This window comes from Mesorhizobium sp. M0317, assembly GCF_040321555.1.
In the GTDB taxonomy this organism is placed as follows: domain Bacteria; phylum Pseudomonadota; class Alphaproteobacteria; order Rhizobiales; family Rhizobiaceae; genus Mesorhizobium.
The window spans coordinates 24,113-41,166 of record NZ_JAMYRV010000008.1; the positions used below are offsets into that span (position 1 = coordinate 24,113).

General features: G+C 63.1%; 16 protein-coding genes. 13 read left to right on the forward strand and 3 right to left on the reverse strand.

The window, feature by feature from the left end; genetic code table 11:
* The first annotated feature begins 133 nt into the window (after positions 1-133).
* From dusB to hflX, 8 genes are all read left to right on the forward strand, one after another.
* Positions 134-1,156 carry a tRNA dihydrouridine synthase DusB gene (dusB, locus tag NKI88_RS08905; RefSeq protein ID WP_352497444.1) on the forward strand — a complete coding sequence of 341 codons (1,023 nt, stop codon included), beginning with the start codon at positions 134-136 and terminating at the stop codon, positions 1,154-1,156.
* Positions 1,153-2,298, forward strand: coding sequence for a two-component system sensor histidine kinase NtrB (locus NKI88_RS08910; protein ID WP_023668926.1), 1,146 nt, complete (start codon positions 1,153-1,155; stop codon positions 2,296-2,298). The genes dusB and NKI88_RS08910 overlap by 4 nt, the downstream gene beginning before the upstream one ends.
* Positions 2,295-3,752, forward strand: coding sequence for a nitrogen regulation protein NR(I) (ntrC, locus tag NKI88_RS08915; RefSeq protein ID WP_023710528.1), 1,458 nt, complete (start codon positions 2,295-2,297; stop codon positions 3,750-3,752). The genes NKI88_RS08910 and ntrC overlap by 4 nt, the downstream gene beginning before the upstream one ends.
* Positions 3,753-3,896: 144 nt before the next feature.
* Positions 3,897-6,185, forward strand: coding sequence for a sensor histidine kinase NtrY-like (locus NKI88_RS08920; RefSeq protein ID WP_352654698.1), 2,289 nt, complete (start codon positions 3,897-3,899; stop codon positions 6,183-6,185).
* Complete coding sequence (gene ntrX, locus NKI88_RS08925) at positions 6,175-7,536, forward strand: nitrogen assimilation response regulator NtrX (RefSeq protein WP_023668929.1); 1,362 nt, start codon at positions 6,175-6,177, stop codon at positions 7,534-7,536. Before NKI88_RS08920 ends, ntrX begins: the two co-directional genes overlap by 11 nt.
* A 101-nt stretch (positions 7,537-7,637) precedes the next feature.
* Positions 7,638-8,498 carry a D-amino-acid transaminase gene (locus tag NKI88_RS08930; RefSeq protein ID WP_023696098.1) on the forward strand — a complete coding sequence of 287 codons (861 nt, stop codon included), beginning with the start codon at positions 7,638-7,640 and terminating at the stop codon, positions 8,496-8,498.
* A 145-nt stretch (positions 8,499-8,643) separates the two neighbouring features.
* Positions 8,644-8,889, forward strand: a complete 246-nt coding sequence (hfq, locus tag NKI88_RS08935) for an RNA chaperone Hfq (protein ID WP_006202172.1) — start codon at positions 8,644-8,646, stop codon at positions 8,887-8,889.
* On the forward strand, positions 8,890-10,281 hold the full coding sequence (gene hflX / locus NKI88_RS08940; protein WP_023696099.1) for a GTPase HflX: 1,392 nt from the start codon (positions 8,890-8,892) through the stop codon (positions 10,279-10,281). It begins immediately after the preceding gene.
* Between the two features lie 6 nt (positions 10,282-10,287).
* Here the strand turns inward: hflX and mazG are convergent, their stop codons facing one another.
* From mazG to NKI88_RS08955, 3 genes are all read right to left on the reverse strand, one after another.
* Complete coding sequence (mazG, locus tag NKI88_RS08945) at positions 10,288-11,112, reverse strand: nucleoside triphosphate pyrophosphohydrolase (RefSeq protein WP_023696100.1); 825 nt, start codon at positions 11,110-11,112, stop codon at positions 10,288-10,290.
* 80 nt (positions 11,113-11,192) lie between these two features.
* Positions 11,193-12,377, reverse strand: a complete 1,185-nt coding sequence (locus tag NKI88_RS08950) for an amino acid aminotransferase (RefSeq protein ID WP_023691284.1) — start codon at positions 12,375-12,377, stop codon at positions 11,193-11,195.
* A 129-nt stretch (positions 12,378-12,506) separates the two neighbouring features.
* The gene (locus tag NKI88_RS08955; protein ID WP_023706554.1) at positions 12,507-12,944 is read right to left on the reverse strand and encodes a DUF3592 domain-containing protein; all 438 of its coding nucleotides are present in this window, start codon (positions 12,942-12,944) and stop codon (positions 12,507-12,509) included.
* A gap of 175 nt (positions 12,945-13,119) precedes the next feature.
* On the opposite strand from NKI88_RS08955, the gene NKI88_RS08960 reads away from it, so the two are divergent.
* The 5 genes from NKI88_RS08960 (at position 13,120) to NKI88_RS08980 (ending at position 17,035) form a co-directional block, all read left to right on the forward strand.
* On the forward strand, positions 13,120-13,653 hold the full coding sequence (locus NKI88_RS08960) for a sigma-70 family RNA polymerase sigma factor (RefSeq protein ID WP_023688465.1): 534 nt from the start codon (positions 13,120-13,122) through the stop codon (positions 13,651-13,653).
* Positions 13,650-14,426, forward strand: a complete 777-nt coding sequence (locus NKI88_RS08965) for an anti-sigma factor family protein (RefSeq protein ID WP_023710522.1) — start codon at positions 13,650-13,652, stop codon at positions 14,424-14,426. The genes NKI88_RS08960 and NKI88_RS08965 overlap by 4 nt, the downstream gene beginning before the upstream one ends.
* 38 nt (positions 14,427-14,464) lie before the next feature.
* Positions 14,465-15,181 (forward strand): Bax inhibitor-1/YccA family protein, encoded by a 717-nt coding sequence (locus tag NKI88_RS08970; RefSeq protein WP_023738871.1) that lies wholly within the window; start codon positions 14,465-14,467, stop codon positions 15,179-15,181.
* A gap of 175 nt (positions 15,182-15,356) precedes the next feature.
* Positions 15,357-16,235, forward strand: a complete 879-nt coding sequence (locus NKI88_RS08975) for an aldose 1-epimerase family protein (protein WP_023738870.1) — start codon at positions 15,357-15,359, stop codon at positions 16,233-16,235.
* Entirely contained in the window at positions 16,232-17,035 is an 804-nt protein-coding gene (locus NKI88_RS08980; protein WP_352654700.1) for a pyrroline-5-carboxylate reductase, read from the forward strand. The genes NKI88_RS08975 and NKI88_RS08980 overlap by 4 nt, the downstream gene beginning before the upstream one ends.
* The last annotated feature ends 19 nt before the right edge of the window (positions 17,036-17,054 follow it).

The window sequence follows — 17,054 nt, forward strand, 5'->3', positions numbered from 1 at the left end:
AGGCTTAGTCGCGGCTTATGGCGAAGGCCAGCATTTTCCCAAATGCGCCGCAATGTGACGTCATTGCGCGTTGCACAATGCCTTTCTTATGGCTAGAGAATGTGCAGCAATCCGATATGCTTGGTTTTTGTGCATGCTTGAAGTGACAAAATTGGCTTCGCCGCTCGACGTTGGCGGCGTGACAATCCGCAACCGCGTCTTCCTCGCGCCCATGTCGGGAATAACGGACGAGCCGTTCCGGCAGCGCGCCTACGCGCATGGCGCGGGCCTGGTCGTGTCGGAAATGGTGGCGAGCGGCGAGCTTGCCAAGGGCAGGGCCGGCTGCGACCTGCGCATCCGTCATTCCGGGCTGCCCGTCCATATGGTCCAGCTTGCCGGCCGCGAGGCCGAGCACATGGCCGAGGGCGCGCGCATCGCTGCCGGCGAGGGCGCCGACATCATCGACATCAATATGGGCTGCCCGGCCAAGAAGGTGACCGGCGGCTATGCCGGCTCGGCGCTGATGCGCGATCTCGACCACGCGCTGTCGCTGATCGAAGCGGTGATCGGCGCGGTCCAGGTGCCGGTCACGGTCAAGATGCGGCTCGGCTGGGACGACAATGCGCTCAATGCACCCGTTTTGGCGCGCCGCGCCGAAGAGGCCGGTGTTAAAATGGTGACCGTGCATGGGCGCACGCGCTGCCAGTTTTATCAAGGCAAGGCCGATTGGGGCGCCATCGCCCGCATCAAGGACGCCGTCTCGATCCCGGTGGTCGCCAACGGCGATGTGGGCTCGCCCGCGGAGGCCGCCGAAATCCTTGAACAGTCGGGCGCCGACGCGGTGATGATCGGTCGTGCCCATTATGGCGCGCCATGGACGGCGGGCCGCATTGCGGCGACGGCTGCGGGCGACGCGCTCTCCGGCGTGCCGGAAAGCCCGCAAGCCATGGCCGACTACATCGTTTCCCACTACGAGGACATGCTGACGCTTTACGGCGTCGAAAGCGGCTTGCGCCAGGCGCGCAAGCATCTCGGCTGGTATCTCGACCGCCACGCTGCTGGCGTTTCCGATGGGCGGCGGAAAGCCATCCTCACCTCTTTCGAACCCGCCCGCGTCATTGCCTTGCTGCATGAGGTGTTTTCCGGCGAAGCCACGCCCTTGCGGAGCGCCGCATGAACGCCACAGTCACACCGAGCTCCGACATGGCGGATGCCGCCAGTATCGTGCTGAACACCATCCGCCGTCCGGTCATCATGGTCGATCCGGACGGGTTCATCACCTACGCCAATGCCGATGCGGAAGACTTCTTCCGCTCAAGTGCCAACATGCTTGCCCGCAACACACTGTCCAAGCTGATCCCGTTCGGCAGCCCGTTGCTGCAGCTGGTCGACCAGGTGCGCGAGCGCCGTGCGCCGGTCAACGAATACCGTGTCGACGTGTCGTCGCCGCGTCTCGGAATCGAGAAGGTCGTCGATCTTTATGTCGCGCCGGTGCCGGAATTCCCAGGCTCAATCGTGGTGATGTTCCAGGAACGCTCGATGGCCGACAAGATCGACCGGCAGATGACACACAGGGGTGCCGCGCGTTCGGTCACCGGCCTTGCCGCCATGCTGGCACATGAGATCAAGAACCCGCTGTCCGGCATACGTGGCGCCGCACAGCTGCTCGAACTCTCGGCGTCCGACGAGGATCGCGCGCTGACCCGCCTCATCACCGACGAGACCGATCGTATCGTCTCCCTCGTCGACCGCATGGAAGTGTTTTCCGACGAGCGGCCGATTGACCGCTATCCTGTCAACATCCATGTCGTGCTGGACCATGTGAAGGCAATCGCGAAGAACGGTTTTGCCAAGAGAATCAGGATAATGGAGGACTATGATCCATCATTGCCTCCGGTTTTCGCCAACCGCGACCAACTGATCCAGGTGTTCCTCAACCTGGTCAAGAACGCCGCCGAGGCCATCGGCGGCGACCCACAGGGGGAGATCGTGCTGTCGACCGCGTTCAGGCCGGGCATCCGCGTGTCCGTTCCCGGAACCCAGGACCGCGTGTCGCTGCCGCTTGAATTCTGCGTGCGCGACAATGGTTCGGGCGTTTCGGAAGACATTCTGCCGATCCTGTTCGATCCGTTCATCACCACCAAGCCGAACGGCTCGGGGCTCGGCCTGGCGCTGGTGGCGAAAATCGTCGGCGAGCATGGCGGCATCATCGAATGCGATTCGACGCCGCGCGGCACCACCTTCCGAATCCTGATGCCGGCCTGGAAAGAAACACCCATCGACACTGCCGATGATGAAGGCGAAGGAGACCGCAAATGACGGTTCGCGGCAATATTCTCGTCGCCGACGACGATGCGGCCATCCGCACCGTGCTCAATCAGGCGCTGTCGCGCGTCGGCCATGAGGTGCGCGTGACCTCCAACGCCTCGACGCTGTGGCGCTGGGTGGCGGCGGGCGAGGGCGATCTGGTGATCACCGACGTTGTCATGCCGGACGAGAACGCCTTCGACATGCTGCCGCGCATCAAGAAGGCGCGGCCCGAGCTGCCGGTCATCGTGATGAGCGCGCAAAACACTTTCATGACGGCGATTCGTGCTTCCGAAACAGGTGCTTACGAGTATCTGCCGAAGCCGTTCGACCTGACCGAACTGCTCAACATCGTCAACCGGGCGCTGTCAGAGCCGCGCCGACCGAAGATCGATACGCGACCGGAAGAACAGCCTGACGCGATGCCGCTGGTCGGCCGGTCGGCCGCCATGCAGGACATCTACCGCATGCTGGCGCGCATGATGCAGACCGACCTGACGGTGATGATCTCGGGCGAGTCCGGCACCGGCAAGGAATTGGTGGCGCGCGCGTTGCACGAATATGGCCGTCGCCGCGGCGGTCCGTTCGTCGCCATCAACATGGCGGCGATCCCGCGCGATTTGATCGAATCGGAGCTGTTCGGCCACGAGAAGGGCGCCTTCACCGGCGCACAGAACCGCTCGACCGGCCGCTTCGAGCAGGCCGAGGGCGGCACGCTTTTCCTCGACGAGATCGGCGACATGCCGATGGAGGCGCAGACGCGGCTGCTGCGCGTGCTGCAGCAGGGCGAATACACAACGGTCGGCGGGCGCACCCCGATCAAGACCGATGTGCGCATCGTCGCCGCCACCAACAAGGATCTGCGCACGCTGATCAACCAGGGGCTTTTCCGCGAGGATCTGTTCTATCGCCTGAATGTCGTGCCGCTTCGGCTGCCGGGTTTGCGTGAGAGATCGGAAGACATTCCCGATCTGGTGCGGCATTTCTTCAAGATCGGCGCCAGCGAAGGCTTGCAGACCAAGCGCATTTCGACCGGCGGCATCGAATTGATGAAGCGCTATCCGTGGCCGGGAAACGTGCGCGAGTTGGAAAACCTGGTGCGCCGGCTTGCGGCGCTCTATTCGCAGGACGAAATATCAGCCGAGATCATTGAAGCCGAGCTGAAGACAGGCGAAAGACCGGTCGTTCCCGGCGGCGGCAATTTGATCCCGGACGATCTATCCATCGGCCAGGCGGTGGAGCACTTCCTGCAGCGCTATTTTGCCTCTTTCGCCGGTGAGTTGCCCCCGGCAGGTCTCTATCAGCGCATCTTGTCCGAGGTCGAATATCCGCTGGTGCTCGCTTCCATGACGGCAACGCGCGGCAACCAGATCAAGGCGGCCGAATTGCTCGGCTTGAATCGCAACACGCTGCGCAAGAAGATTCGCGAGCTGGGCGTCAACGTCTACAAATCGTCGAGATCATGAGCGCCTGGCGCCCGAAGGGACGCGAGGTCGTCCCCTTTTCAGGGGATCGGCGGCCGAAAGATTTCCGTCACGGCCACACTTGTTGCATAATCGCCACAATGCGTTGCATACATCCGACGCAATCACTGGCTCTTAGACGGCGACATGGCTTCGCAAGCTCTGACATCAAACGAACCGCTTTTCAGCAGACCCGGCCAGAGGGATGGACGGCGGCTGCTTGCGTTGCCCGGCGTTGTGGCAATTGCCGGCGCGCTGGTTACGGCGGCAATCTCGTTTGCGATTCTTGTCGGCGCCACGCCGATCACGCCAGACGCAAACACAACGCTGACGCTGATTGCGGCCAATGCCTTATTTGTGCTGGCGCTGATTGCCCTCGTTGGCCGCGAGGTGCATCGCATCACCATGGCGCGCCGGCACGGCAAGGCGGCGTCGCGGCTGCATGTGCGCATCGTGACGATGTTTGCGCTGGTCGCGGCCATCCCCGCCATCATGGTGGCCATCATCGCCTCGATCACGCTCGATATCGGCCTCGACCGCTGGTTCGAGATCCGCACCAAGGCGATCGTCAACTCGTCGCTGTCGATCGCCGACGCCTATGTGCAGGAAAACGCTCGCAATCTTCAGGGCACGACGCTGTCGATGGCCTACGATCTCGATGCGTCGCGCACGCTTTACGGCCTCGATCGAACCGGCTTTCTCGACCTGATGAACAAGGAAGCCGTCGGCAGAAGCCTGGTGCATGCGGCGCTGGTCAGGGAAGACGGCTCCTTTGTCGTGAGTGCCCAGACCGATGCGGACTTCGCCATGCCGGCACCGCCTGAGGGCGCGGTGGCAAGTGCGGCCGACGGCAAGCCGGTGCTGATCGAGCCGAAGACGCGCAACATCATGGGCGCCATCATCAAGCTGCGGGAGATCGAAGGCCTCTACCTCTACACCAATCGCCTGGTCGACCCCGAAGTGATCAAGGCGAGGGCGATCGTCCAGTCCAACACCGCCGAATATCGCGGCCTGGAAGACAACAGGCGGACGTCGCAGGTGGCGTTCGCGCTGCCCTATCTGTCGCTGACGCTGATCATCATCCTGTCGGCCATCTGGACCGGCATAGCGGTGGCCGACCGTCTGGTGCGGCCCATCCGTCAACTCATCGGCGCGGCTGACGAGGTTGCGACCGGCAATCTCGATGTCGCCGTTCCGGTACGGCCTTCCGACGGCGATGTCGCCTCGCTTGGCGATACGTTCAACAAGATGCTGCTGGAGCTTAAATCGCAGCGCAATGAGATCCTGTCGGCCAAGGATTTGATCGACGAACGGCGTCGTTTCTCGGAAGCGGTGCTGGCCGGCGTCACCGCCGGCGTCATCGGCGTCGATCCCTACGGCATCGTCTCCATCGTCAACAAATCGGCCGAAACGATGCTGGCCATATCGGCCACGGCGGCGCTGGGGCAGAACCTGTCCGCCGTGCTGCCGCATGTCGGCCGTGTCTTCGAGATCGGCCGCAAATCCGGCAAGCCGGTCTATCGCGAGCAGGTCACCTTCTATCGCACCGGCGCCGAGCGTACCTTCAACGTGCAGATCACCATCGAGGCCGGCGACGACGGCGAGGAGGAGAAATCCTACGTCGTGACTGTCGACGACATCACCGATCTGGTCCAGGCACAGCGCTCGTCGGCCTGGGCTGATGTGGCGCGGCGTATCGCACATGAAATCAAGAACCCGCTGACGCCGATCCAGCTCTCGGCCGAGCGCATCAAGCGACGCTTCGGCAAGGTCATCACCGAGGACCGCGAGATTTTCGACCAGTGCACCGACACGATCATCCGGCAGGTCGAGGATATCGGCCGCATGGTCGACGAGTTCTCGGCTTTCGCCCGCATGCCCAAGCCCGAGATGAAAGCCATCGATCTGCGTGAATCGCTGCGCGAGGCGTCGTTCCTGGTCGAAGTCAGCCGCGCCGACATTGCTTTCGAACGCGTGTTCGGCAACGAGCCGCTCAAGGGCACGTTCGATAGCCGATTGATGGCGCAGGCTTTCGGCAACGTCATCAAGAACGCGGCCGAGGCGATTGACGGGCTGGAACAAAAGGACGGTTCGCACGGCATAATCCGGATTCAAGCTGCCCGGCAGAATGGCGCCATACGAATCGACGTCATCGACAATGGCAAAGGGCTGCCGCGCGAGAATCGCCAAAGGCTGCTCGAGCCCTATATGACGACGCGCGAGAAGGGCACCGGGCTCGGTCTCGCCATCGTCAAGAAGATCGTGGAGGACCATGGCGGGCGGCTTGAATTGCACGATGCGCCTGCGGACTTCCACGGTGGACGCGGCGCGATGATCTCGATCATCCTGCCGCCAGCTGCCGCAACCGCGCCGCCACGCGGTCAAGGCGAAACGGAACACGAACGAGAAACTGAAAAGGTCAGTAATGGCGTCTGATATTCTCATCGTCGATGACGAGGAAGACATCCGTGAACTCGTCGCGGGCATATTGAGCGACGAAGGGCATGAAACCCGCACGGCATTCGATGCCGACAGCGCGCTCGCGGCAATCGCCGACCGGGCGCCGCGGCTGATTTTCCTCGACATCTGGTTGCAGGGCTCGCGCCTCGACGGGCTGGCGCTGCTCGACGAGATCAAGACGATGCATCCGAGCCTGCCGGTGGTGATGATCTCCGGCCACGGCAATATCGAGACAGCGGTGTCGGCCATCCGCCGCGGCGCCTATGATTTCATCGAGAAGCCGTTCAAGGCCGACAGGCTGATCCTGATCGCCGAGCGGGCGCTCGAAACCTCGAAATTACGGCGCGAGGTGTCCGACCTCAAGCAGCGCAGCGGCGAAACTTTCGACTTGATCGGCATGTCGTCGGCGATGAGCCAGCTGCGCCAGACCATCGAGCGCGTTGCGCCGACCAACAGCCGCGTCATGATCATCGGTCCGTCCGGCTCGGGCAAGGAGCTCGCCGCGCGCGCCATCCACACACTGTCGACGCGCAAGGGCGCGCCGTTCGTGACGCTGAGCGCGGCCAACATCACGCCCGAGCGCATGGAGATCGAGCTGTTCGGCACCGAATCGAACGGCACCGAGCGCAAGGTCGGCGCGCTTGAAGAGGCGCACCGCGGCATTCTCTACATCGACGAAGTGGCCGACATGCCGCGCGAGACGCAGAACAAGATTTTGCGCGTGCTGGTCGAACAGCAGTTCGAGCGGGTCGGCGGCACCAAGCGGGTCAAGGTCGACGTCCGCATCATCTCCTCGACCTCGCAGAACCTGGAGGCGATGATCGCCGACGGCCGTTTTCGCGAAGACCTCTATCACCGCCTGGCGGTGGTTCCGGTCATGGTGCCGGGCCTGGCCGAGCGGCGAGAGGACATTCCCTATCTCGTCGACAATTTCATGAAGCAGATCGCTCGCCAGGCCGGCATCAAGCCGCGCCGCATCGGCGACGATGCGCTTGCCGTGCTGCAGGCGCACAACTGGCCGGGCAATGTCCGCCAGCTGCGCAACAATGTCGAACGGCTGATGATCCTGGCGCGTGGCGACGATATCGATGCGCCGATCACCGCCGACCTGTTGCCGTCGGAGATCGGCGATGTCATGCCGCGCACGCCGAACCAGTCCGACCAGCACATCATGGCGCTGCCGCTGCGCGAGGCGCGCGAACAGTTCGAGAAGGACTATCTGATCGCCCAGATCAACCGTTTCGGCGGCAACATCTCGAAGACGGCGGAATTCATCGGCATGGAGCGCTCGGCGCTGCACCGGAAACTGAAGTCGCTGGGGGTCTGATCCCCATTGTTGTTGGTCGAGCGGGCCGCGCCCGTGCAATTGCCGGTTACGGCAGCGGCGGAATCGCCTAGAAATAGCGGGACTGTTCTGAGGGATCACCCATGCCGCGCATTGCCTATGTGAACGGGCGCTATGTCGCCCATGCCGACGCTGTCGTGCATATCGAGGATCGCGGCTATCAGTTCGCCGACGGCGTCTACGAGGTCTGCGAGGTGGCGCAGGGCTTTGTCGTCGACATGCCGCGCCATCTTGCCCGGCTGAACCGCTCGCTTAGCGAATTGTCGATCAACTGGCCGGTCACCAAGGGCGTGCTGCCGCTTCTCCTGCGCGAGATCGTGCGGCGCAACCACGTCGTCAACGGCCTGGTCTATGTCCAGGTTACGCGCGGTGTTGCCAGCCGCGACTTCGTTTTCCCGGCCGATACACCGTCATCGCTGGTGATTACGGCCAGAAAGGCCGACCCGGTGGCGGCCGCCAAGCGAGCCGAGGCGGGCATCAAGGTCATCACCGTGCCGGAAAACCGTTGGGACCGGGTCGACATCAAGAGCACCGGCCTGCTGCCCAACGTGCTGGCCAAGCAGAAGGCCAAGGAGGCCGGCGCCCAGGAGGCCTGGTTCGTCGACACCGATGGCAACGTCAAGGAGGGCGGCTCGTCCAACGCCTGGATCGTTACAAGGGACGGCGTTCTGGTCACCCGGCCGGCGGAGCATGGCATCCTGCGCGGCATCACCCGCACGACCATGTTCGAAGTGGCGGCAAAGCTCGGGTTGACGATCGAGGAGCGCGGTTTTTCAGTCACTGAAGCCAAGGCTGCGCGAGAAGCTTTCATCAGTTCGGCAACGACAATCGCCATGCCGGTCGTGGCAATCGACGGTGCCGCGGTCGCCAATGGGCACCCCGGTTCGATAACACTTTCATTGCGGCAAGCCTTTTTTGACGTTGCGGAAAAAAGTCCAGCCTGATAACCGCACAGACGGACTGCACATCAATATATCTCGTTCTGCTTGTCGCTACTGACGGCAAGGGGGTGTTTGCAAGCTTGACATGTGCCCGCTAATTTGGCGCATTAGCCTGCAAACCGAAGGGGATCGGCGAAAGACAAGAACAATGGCGGAACGATCGCAAAACCTTCAGGACCTGTTCCTGAATTCTGTTCGCAAGAGCAAAAATCCACTCACCATCTTTCTCATCAACGGCGTCAAGCTGACCGGCGTGGTCACTTCCTTCGACAATTTTTGTGTTCTGCTGCGCCGTGACGGCCACTCCCAGCTCGTCTACAAGCATGCCATTTCCACGATCATGCCGAGCCAGCCGGTTCAGATGTTCGATGGCGAGGAAAGCCAGGGCGCCTGATTGGCACGTGAAAAAGACGCGGACCGCGGCGTCCGCGGGAAACCAGCACATAATTCCGGGACGGAAGCCACAGGTCCGACCCGGGCGGTTGTCATTGTGCCGGTGCTTACCCGGCATCAGCGCAACGATGACGAAACGAACCGTCCACGGCTGACGCGTTCGGCGGATGCGCGCCACGACGAAGCGGTCGGCCTTGCCCGCGCCATCAACCTGGATCTGATCCACACGGCGGTGGTCACCGTCAACGATCCACGCCCGGCAACCTTGCTCGGCAGCGGCAAGGTCGCGGAATTCGCCGAGATCGTCAAAGAGGGTCACGCGGAGGTGGTCATCGTCGACCATCCGCTGACGCCGGTGCAGCAGCGCAATCTCGAAAAAGAAATGAATGCCAAGGTGCTCGACCGCACCGGATTGATCCTGGAGATTTTTGGCGAGCGCGCGCGGACCAAGGAGGGCACGCTGCAGGTCGAACTTGCCCATCTCAACTACCAGAAGGGCCGCCTGGTGCGGAGCTGGACCCACCTTGAACGCCAGCGCGGCGGAGCCGGCTTCCTCGGCGGCCCCGGCGAAACCCAGATCGAGTCGGACCGGCGGCAGCTGCAGGAAAAAATCATCAAGCTCAAGCATGAGCTGGAAACGGTGCGCCGCACCCGCGACCTGCACCGCGCCAAGCGCAAGAAGGTGCCGTTCCCGGTGGTGGCGATTGTCGGCTACACCAATGCCGGAAAGTCGACGCTGTTCAACCGGCTGACCGGGGCCGACGTGCTGGCCGAAGACATGCTGTTTGCAACGCTCGACCCGACGCTGCGCCGCGTGCGCCTGCCGCACGGCACGCCGATCATCCTGTCGGACACAGTCGGCTTCATTTCGGACCTGCCGACGCATCTGGTCGCCGCCTTCCGGGCCACGCTGGAAGAGGTCGTCGAGGCCGATCTGGTCATCCACCTGCGCGATATCTCGGATCCGGATACCGCAGCGCAAGCCGAGGACGTCGAGCGCATTCTCGCCGATCTCGGCGTCGATGCTGGCGATGCCAAGCGCGTCGTCGAAGTGTGGAACAAGGTCGACCTTCTCGACGACGGCAACCGGGAGCGCCTGCTCGCCGACGGCACTGACGCCAACAAGGCGCCGCCGATCGCCATCTCGGCCGTCACCGGCGAAGGCATCGATGCGCTGAAGGCGCTGATCGAGACCAGGATGTCGGGCGAACTGGAGGAATTGACGGTGACGATCGAACCGGCGCAGTTCGGCCTTGTCGACTGGCTCTACCGCAATGGCGACGTGGTTTCGCGGGTAGACAATGAGGATGGCAGCGCGACCATCGCGCTCAAGGCCACGCACACCGCCCGGCAAGAGATCGAAAGCCGATTGCACCGCAAAAACAGGCAATAAGCCTGATTATTTCGCGCTCTTGGCCTGCTGCCAGAGCGCTTCCATTTCGTCCAGCGTGGCTTTTTCGAGCGTGCTTCCCGACGCATCGATCGCGCGCTCGACATAGTGGAAGCGCGAGCGGAACTTTTCGTTGGTGCCGCTGAGCGCCGCTTCCGAATCGAGCTTGAGGTGACGCCCCAGATTGACGACGGCAAACAGCATGTCGCCGAATTCGCCCTTGATCTCAGCGGTTTCGCCCTTGGCCAGCGCCTCGCGCAGTTCGCCGATCTCTTCCTCGATCTTGTCGAGGATGGGGGCTGCCTCGCTCCAGTCGAAACCGACACGTGCTGCCTTTTCCTGCAGCTTCAGCGCACGAGTCAAAGCGGGCAGGGCGACGGGCACGCTGTCCAGGAAACCCTTGCCATTGTCCTCGGGGTCGAGGCCGCGGGCGAGGCGCGCACTTCGCTTTTCGGCTTTTTCCTCAGCCTTGATCTTTTCCCACATGCCCTTTGCCATGCCGGCGCTGCGCGACTTCTCGTCGCCGAAGACATGCGGATGGCGCCGGATCATCTTGGTGGTGATGGCCTCGACCACATCACCGAAGGCAAAATCGCCGGCTTCCTCAGCCATCTGCGCGTGGTAGACGACCTGCAGCAGGAGATCGCCTAATTCGTCGCGCAGATCGTCGAGATCGCCGCGCGCAATGGCGTCCGCCACCTCGTAGGCTTCCTCGATCGTATAGGGTGCGATGGTCGAGAAATCCTGCTCGATGTCCCAGGGACAGCCGGTCTTCGGCGCCCTGAGCGCCGCCATGATCTCGATCAGCCGGGAAATGTCGCGCGAAGGTTTCATGCGGCGAATGCTATCCCGCTGCCTGTCGTGCGGCCAACGCTGTCAGCTGGCGGCCTGACCTTGTCCACAGCTCAGCCGTATCAGCCGAGTACCGACACAACCGCCTTGGCGAGGTCATCCATGCCGTCCTCGGGCAGGCCGGCGACGTTGATGCGGCTGTCGCCGACCATGTAGACGCCATACTCGGCACGCAGCCGCTCGACTTGCGCCTCGGTCAGGCCAAGCCTGGAAAACATGCCGCGATGGCTGGCGATGAAGTCGAAGCGGTCGGAGTTGGACTGCCGGCGCAGCGCGTCGGCGAACTGGACGCGCAGCCTCAGCATGCGCAGCCGCATCTCCTCCAGCTCCGCCTCCCAGTCGGCGCGAAGGCCATCATCTTCCAGCACCATGCGCACGGCGGCGGCGCCATGGTCCGGCGGCATCGAATACATGGCGCGCGCCGCCGCCAGCATCTGGCTCATCGCCACATCGGCTTGCGCACCATCCTTCGCCAGGATCATCGCCGCGCCGACGCGGTCGCGGTAGACGGCAAAGTTCTTCGAGCAGCTCGAGGCAACGACCATTTCAGGCACCTTGCCCGCGAGAAGGCGCAAGCCGGCCGCATCGGCGTCCAGGCCTTCGCCAAAGCCCTGATAGGCAATGTCGACAAAGGGCAACAGCCCGCGCTCGACGACAAGATCGGTGACGCTGGCCCATTGCGCGATATCGAGATTGGCGCCGGTCGGGTTATGGCAGCAGCCATGCAGCAGCACGATATCGCCGGGCTCGGCTGCGCCAAGCGTTGCCAGCATCTCGTCGAAGCGCACCGCGCCGGAAACGGCATCGAAATAGGGATAATCGCGCACCTTGAGGCCGGCCCCGCGCATCACCGGCGGGTGGTTCGGCCATGTCGGGTCCGACAGCCAGACGGTTGCGTCGGGGCGGGTCCGCTTCAACAGCTCCGCCACCAGCCGCAGCGCGCCGGAACCGCCAGGCGCTTGCGCGGCGCGGATGCGCGTCATGTCGGCAGCGGGGCCGAAGGCCAGCTTGACCATCGCCGTGTTGAAGCCGGTGTCGCCGGCAAGGCCGAGATAGGTCTTGGTGTCCTGGTCCTGCAGCAACCGCTTCTCGGCCTCGCGCAGGGCGCGCATGACCGGCGTCCTGCCGTCGCGGTCCTTGTAGACGCCGACGCCGAGATCGATCTTGCCGGGGCGCGGATCGGCGCGATAGAGGCCGATCAAGGCGATGATCTTGTCAGCCGGGGCAGGTTGCAGGGTCTCGAACATCAATACGGCTCCAATGGCGGCGGAGTAATACGCAAAGCGGCCGCGTTTCGCCAGTGCTTCCATCTGCGCCAGTCCGCTAGCGTACTGGACCGTTACGCCAAGCTTTGTCTGTACGGCAGGGGTCGGCGGCTATGGCGACGGGTTCATTCCAATCCGCCGGATAAGCACCCGTCCAATCACGGCGAGACCGATGCCGGTCAGCAGGGAGAAACCGCCGAGCATGCCGGCCAGCCCGGCAAGGAACCAGCGTCCGGCGAAGCTGTCGACGGAGGCATTTTGCGGATTGGTTGGGTCGTAAGCGACAGGGACGCTGTCGCCATCACCCCAGAACGAGCTGTGGACGGCATTGTTGAAGCGGATGACGGTGCCGTCGGCGGTCGAGAACTCGATGCGGGGATTGTATTCGGCGGCGACAATCCTGCCTGTCGCCGAAGCGGTACGAGGGCCGTACATCTCGACGATGGCCAGCACGCCGGAAGCGATCAGTCCGACAATGCCAAAGATGATGAACACCCTGCCGACGATCGGCAACGCTGCAAAACCCGTTACACGACTACCATTGGCCATCTTTTGCTCCTGGGACAGACGGATAAGGCTAGACTTCATCCATAAAGCAAACATCTGCCGCACGGGAGATGGGTAAGTGCGCAGCGGACTTCTGATTGCATGATGCCTATTGTGGCGACGCAAAAAAGTTTTGGTGGCGATGGATTAAGATCCCCGCCTGTTTCGTAAACGGGGCATGAAACGGTCGATGCCACGCTTCGATATTGTCGGACAGCTGGGTTCGCTCAGGCGCTACGCACGCTCGCTGACGCGCGACGGCACTGACGCCGAGGATCTGGTGCACGATGCGCTGGTGCGCGCCTACGAGCGGCGCGACACATTCCGCTCGGGCGGCAATCTGCGGGCATGGTTGCTGTCGATCGTCCACAACGCTTTCATCGACAAGATGCGCTCGCGCCGGTCGGAAGCAGCGCGTGTCGAGCAGGCCGGCTATCTCACCGATGCCAGCACCCCGGCGCCTCAGGAACATTCCGTGCGACTGGCGCAGGTGCGCGAGGCCTTTTTCAGTCTGCCGGAGGAGCAGCGTTCGGCGCTGCATCTGGTCGCCATCGAGGGCCTTTCCTACCAGCAGGCCGCCGACGCCAGCGGGGTGCCGCTGGGCACGCTGATGTCGCGCATCGGCAGGGCGCGCGCAGCACTGCGCGAGATGGAAAACGCTGCACCTTCGCCGGCCAAAAGCCATCTGAGGATCGTGGGAGACCCGTCATGACCGACCTGTTGCGGGACCCGGTGACCGATACCGATCTCGATTCTTATGTCGACGACCAGCTGGATGTCGCGCGCCGCATCGAGGTCGAGGCGTTCCTCTCAGTTCGTCCGGAGGCTGCGGCGCGGGTGATGTCCGACTTGAGGACGCGCGACGAACTGCGCCTGGCGCTGGCTGCTTCCACAGGCATGGCGCGGCCGGCGACGACTGAAGTCGCGCGCCGGCTGGGCAGGGGACTGGCCAGTCGCCGCGTCTTCGCCGTGCTGCAGCGGGTGGCCGCGGTCGCCGTCTTTGTCGCTGCCGGCTGGCTGGCGAACGGCCTCTTCGGGCCGCTGCTGGTGACCAAGGTCGTGGCTTCGCCGCCGCCGCCCGCCTATGTCGAAGAAGCGATCCGGGCGCACAAGACGACGCTCATGCGCGAGGCGATGCCCTCGCAGCTGGAGGCGCCCAACTACAATGGCGACGAAATCCGCGCCGCCACCGCAATCGTCATGCCATCGCTGCCCAAGGACTGGAAGGTCCGCGACGTGCAGATCTATCCGTCGCGCTTCGGGCCGAGCGTCGAAGTGGCGCTGGAGACGAAGGATATGGGGCTGGTCTCGCTGTTTGCGATCCGGCCCGGAACCTTCGACGTGGTCAAGCCTGCCATCGCGCCCTCCGGCGACATCTCCTCTGCCTATTTCCAGATCGGCGAGGTCGCGTACGCGGTCGTCGCGCGCAGCGATGTCCACGACCTCGACCGCGCCGCCGAGACGCTTGCCAAGACACTTTACTGATCAGGACACTTTACTGAGACCACATAAGGAGAACCCGCATGAATACCCCTGACCTCGGATACCGCATGGGCACTGGCGCGCGCGCCGGCGCCGTCTATGACGAGGGCCTGCGCAGCCACATGCTGCGTGTCTATAACTATATGGGCATCGGCCTCGTCGTCACCGGCATCGTCGCCATGGTGGTCGCTTCGACGCCGGCCCTCTACGTGCCGATCTTTTCCAGCCCGCTGAAATGGGTGGTGATGCTGGCGCCGCTCGCCTTCGTGCTGCTGTTCTCGTTCAAGATGCAGACGATGTCGGCGGCGAGCGCCCAGTTGATGTTCTGGGCCTTCTGCGCGGTGATGGGCCTGTCGCTGGCTTCGGTGTTCCTGGTCTTCACCGGCACCAGCATCGCGCGCACCTTCTTCATCACCGCCACGATGTTCGGCGCCACCAGCCTCTACGGCTACACGACCAAGCGCGACCTGACCCAGTTCTCGTCCTTCCTGATCATGGGCCTGATCGGTGTGGTGATCGCCAGCGTCGTCAACATCTTCCTTGGCTCGACCGCGCTGCAGTTCTCCATTTCGGTGATCGGCATCGCGGTGTTCGTTGGCCTGACCGCCTGGGACACGCAGACGATCAAGGAACAGTATGCGGAGAATTTCGACGCGGAATCGCAGCAGAAGCTCGCCGTCTTCGGCGCGCTGTCGCTCTACCTGAACTTCGTCAACATCTTCCAGCTGCTGCTGAACTTCACCGGCGAACGCGAATAGTCGAACCGTAGCAGGGCAACAATCTCGATCTCGCAGTGGCCGGAGGAGAATCTCCGGCCACTGTCGTTTTTGCCGTCGAGACATCGCTCCTCTATCAGCGCGATGTCGCTGCGCCCTTGAGTCCATGGGGGCTTTTGCTAACCTGCCGCTCGCACGCAGCTTTCCGCGAGAACGCATGGAACAAGTGACGCTTCACGGCGACGGCATCTCGGCAACCATTGTCGGGCAGGGGGCCGAGCTCGTCTCCTTGCGCAATGCCGAGGGTCTGGAGTTTTTGTGGCAGGCCGGGCCGGAATGGCGGCGGCATTCGCCGGTGCTGTTTCCGATCGTCGGCCGGCTGAAGGGGGACCAGCTTCGCCATCGGGGCCGGGTCTATCCCCTGACGCAGCACGGATTTGCCCGCGACAAGCCATTTGTGTGGGCTGACGCGAGCCCCCGATCCTGCGCGCTGGTGTTGACCGACGATGCCGATACACGCACGCGCTATCCGTTCGCCTTTCGCCTTGCCATCACCTACACGCTCGAGCGTCGCGAACTTGGTGTGAGCTTCGAGATTGCCAACACCGGCGACGAGACGCTGCCAGCCTCCATCGGTGCACATCCGGCTTTCAATTGGCCATTGCAGCCGGGGCTCGCCAAGACAGACTACCACCTGACCTTTGCCCAGAACGAGCCGGCGCCGATCCGCCGGCTGAAGGATGGCCTGGTGGTGGCTGCACCACAGCCGACGCCCATCGAAGGCAAAACGCTGGCGCTTTCCGAACAGCTGTTCGAGGCAGACGCCGTGATCCTCGACCGGCCGGCCAGCACCAGCGTGCGCTATGCCGCCCGTAACGGTGCGGCGATCGAGATGTCGTGGCAGGGTTTTAGGGAATTGGGCATCTGGTCGAAGCCGGGCGGCGCTCCGTTCCTGTGCATCGAACCCTGGCATGGCCTCGCCAGCCCCGTCGATTTCGATGGTGAGTTCGCGGACAAGCCGGGCGTGATGCTGATCGCGCCCGGTGAAAAGCGCGTGCTGAGCTATCAGGTACGGCTCGAGCATGCGCCGCTGTGACCGATGAACCAGAGACAGGCGCGATGAAACTTGGCTTCATCGGCACGGGTGCCCTTACAGCGGCCATTGTCAGCGGGCTCAAATCCGTCGCGGATAACTCCGTCTCCGTGCTGCTGTCGCCGCGCAATGAAGAGATCGCCGCAGAGCTGGCAGCCCGTTATCCGGATGTGTGTATCGCTGATGACAATCAGGCGGTTCTCGATCAATGCGACCTAATCATGCTGGCTGTCCGGCCGCAAATTGCGCATGACGTCCTGCCGGGTTTGCGGTTTCGGCGCGAGCATCACCTCATCAGCTTGATCGCCACGCTGCCGCGCGAGGAGATTGCCGGCTTGACCGCACCCGCGCACCAGGTGACGAAAGCGCTGCCCATGCCGATGATTGGCCACCGGCTGGGGGCAACGATCATCTGCCCGCCGGATGCCACTGTCGCTGCCTTGTTCGGCAGTCTGGGGAAAGTGATCGAGGTCGAGAACCCAGCCGAATTCAATGCGCTGAGCGTGGTCACCGCGACCTATGCCAGCTACTACAGATATCTCGATACGATCAACAGCTGGCTCAAGAAGAATGGCGTCGAGGAAGGAAAGGGGCGCGATTACATCGCATCGCTTTTCAAAGCCTTGGGAAGCGCTCCTGATATGTCGCCGGATGCCGACTTCATGCATCTGGCGCAGGACTATGCGACGCGCGGCGGCATCAACGAACAGGTTCTTCGCGAACTCACGGCGCGAAACGTGTTCGAGGCGCTCACCGAGAGCCTGGACGGCGTACACCGGCGCATCGTCGGCGATACGCCTTGATGGGCGGCACCTTGAAATT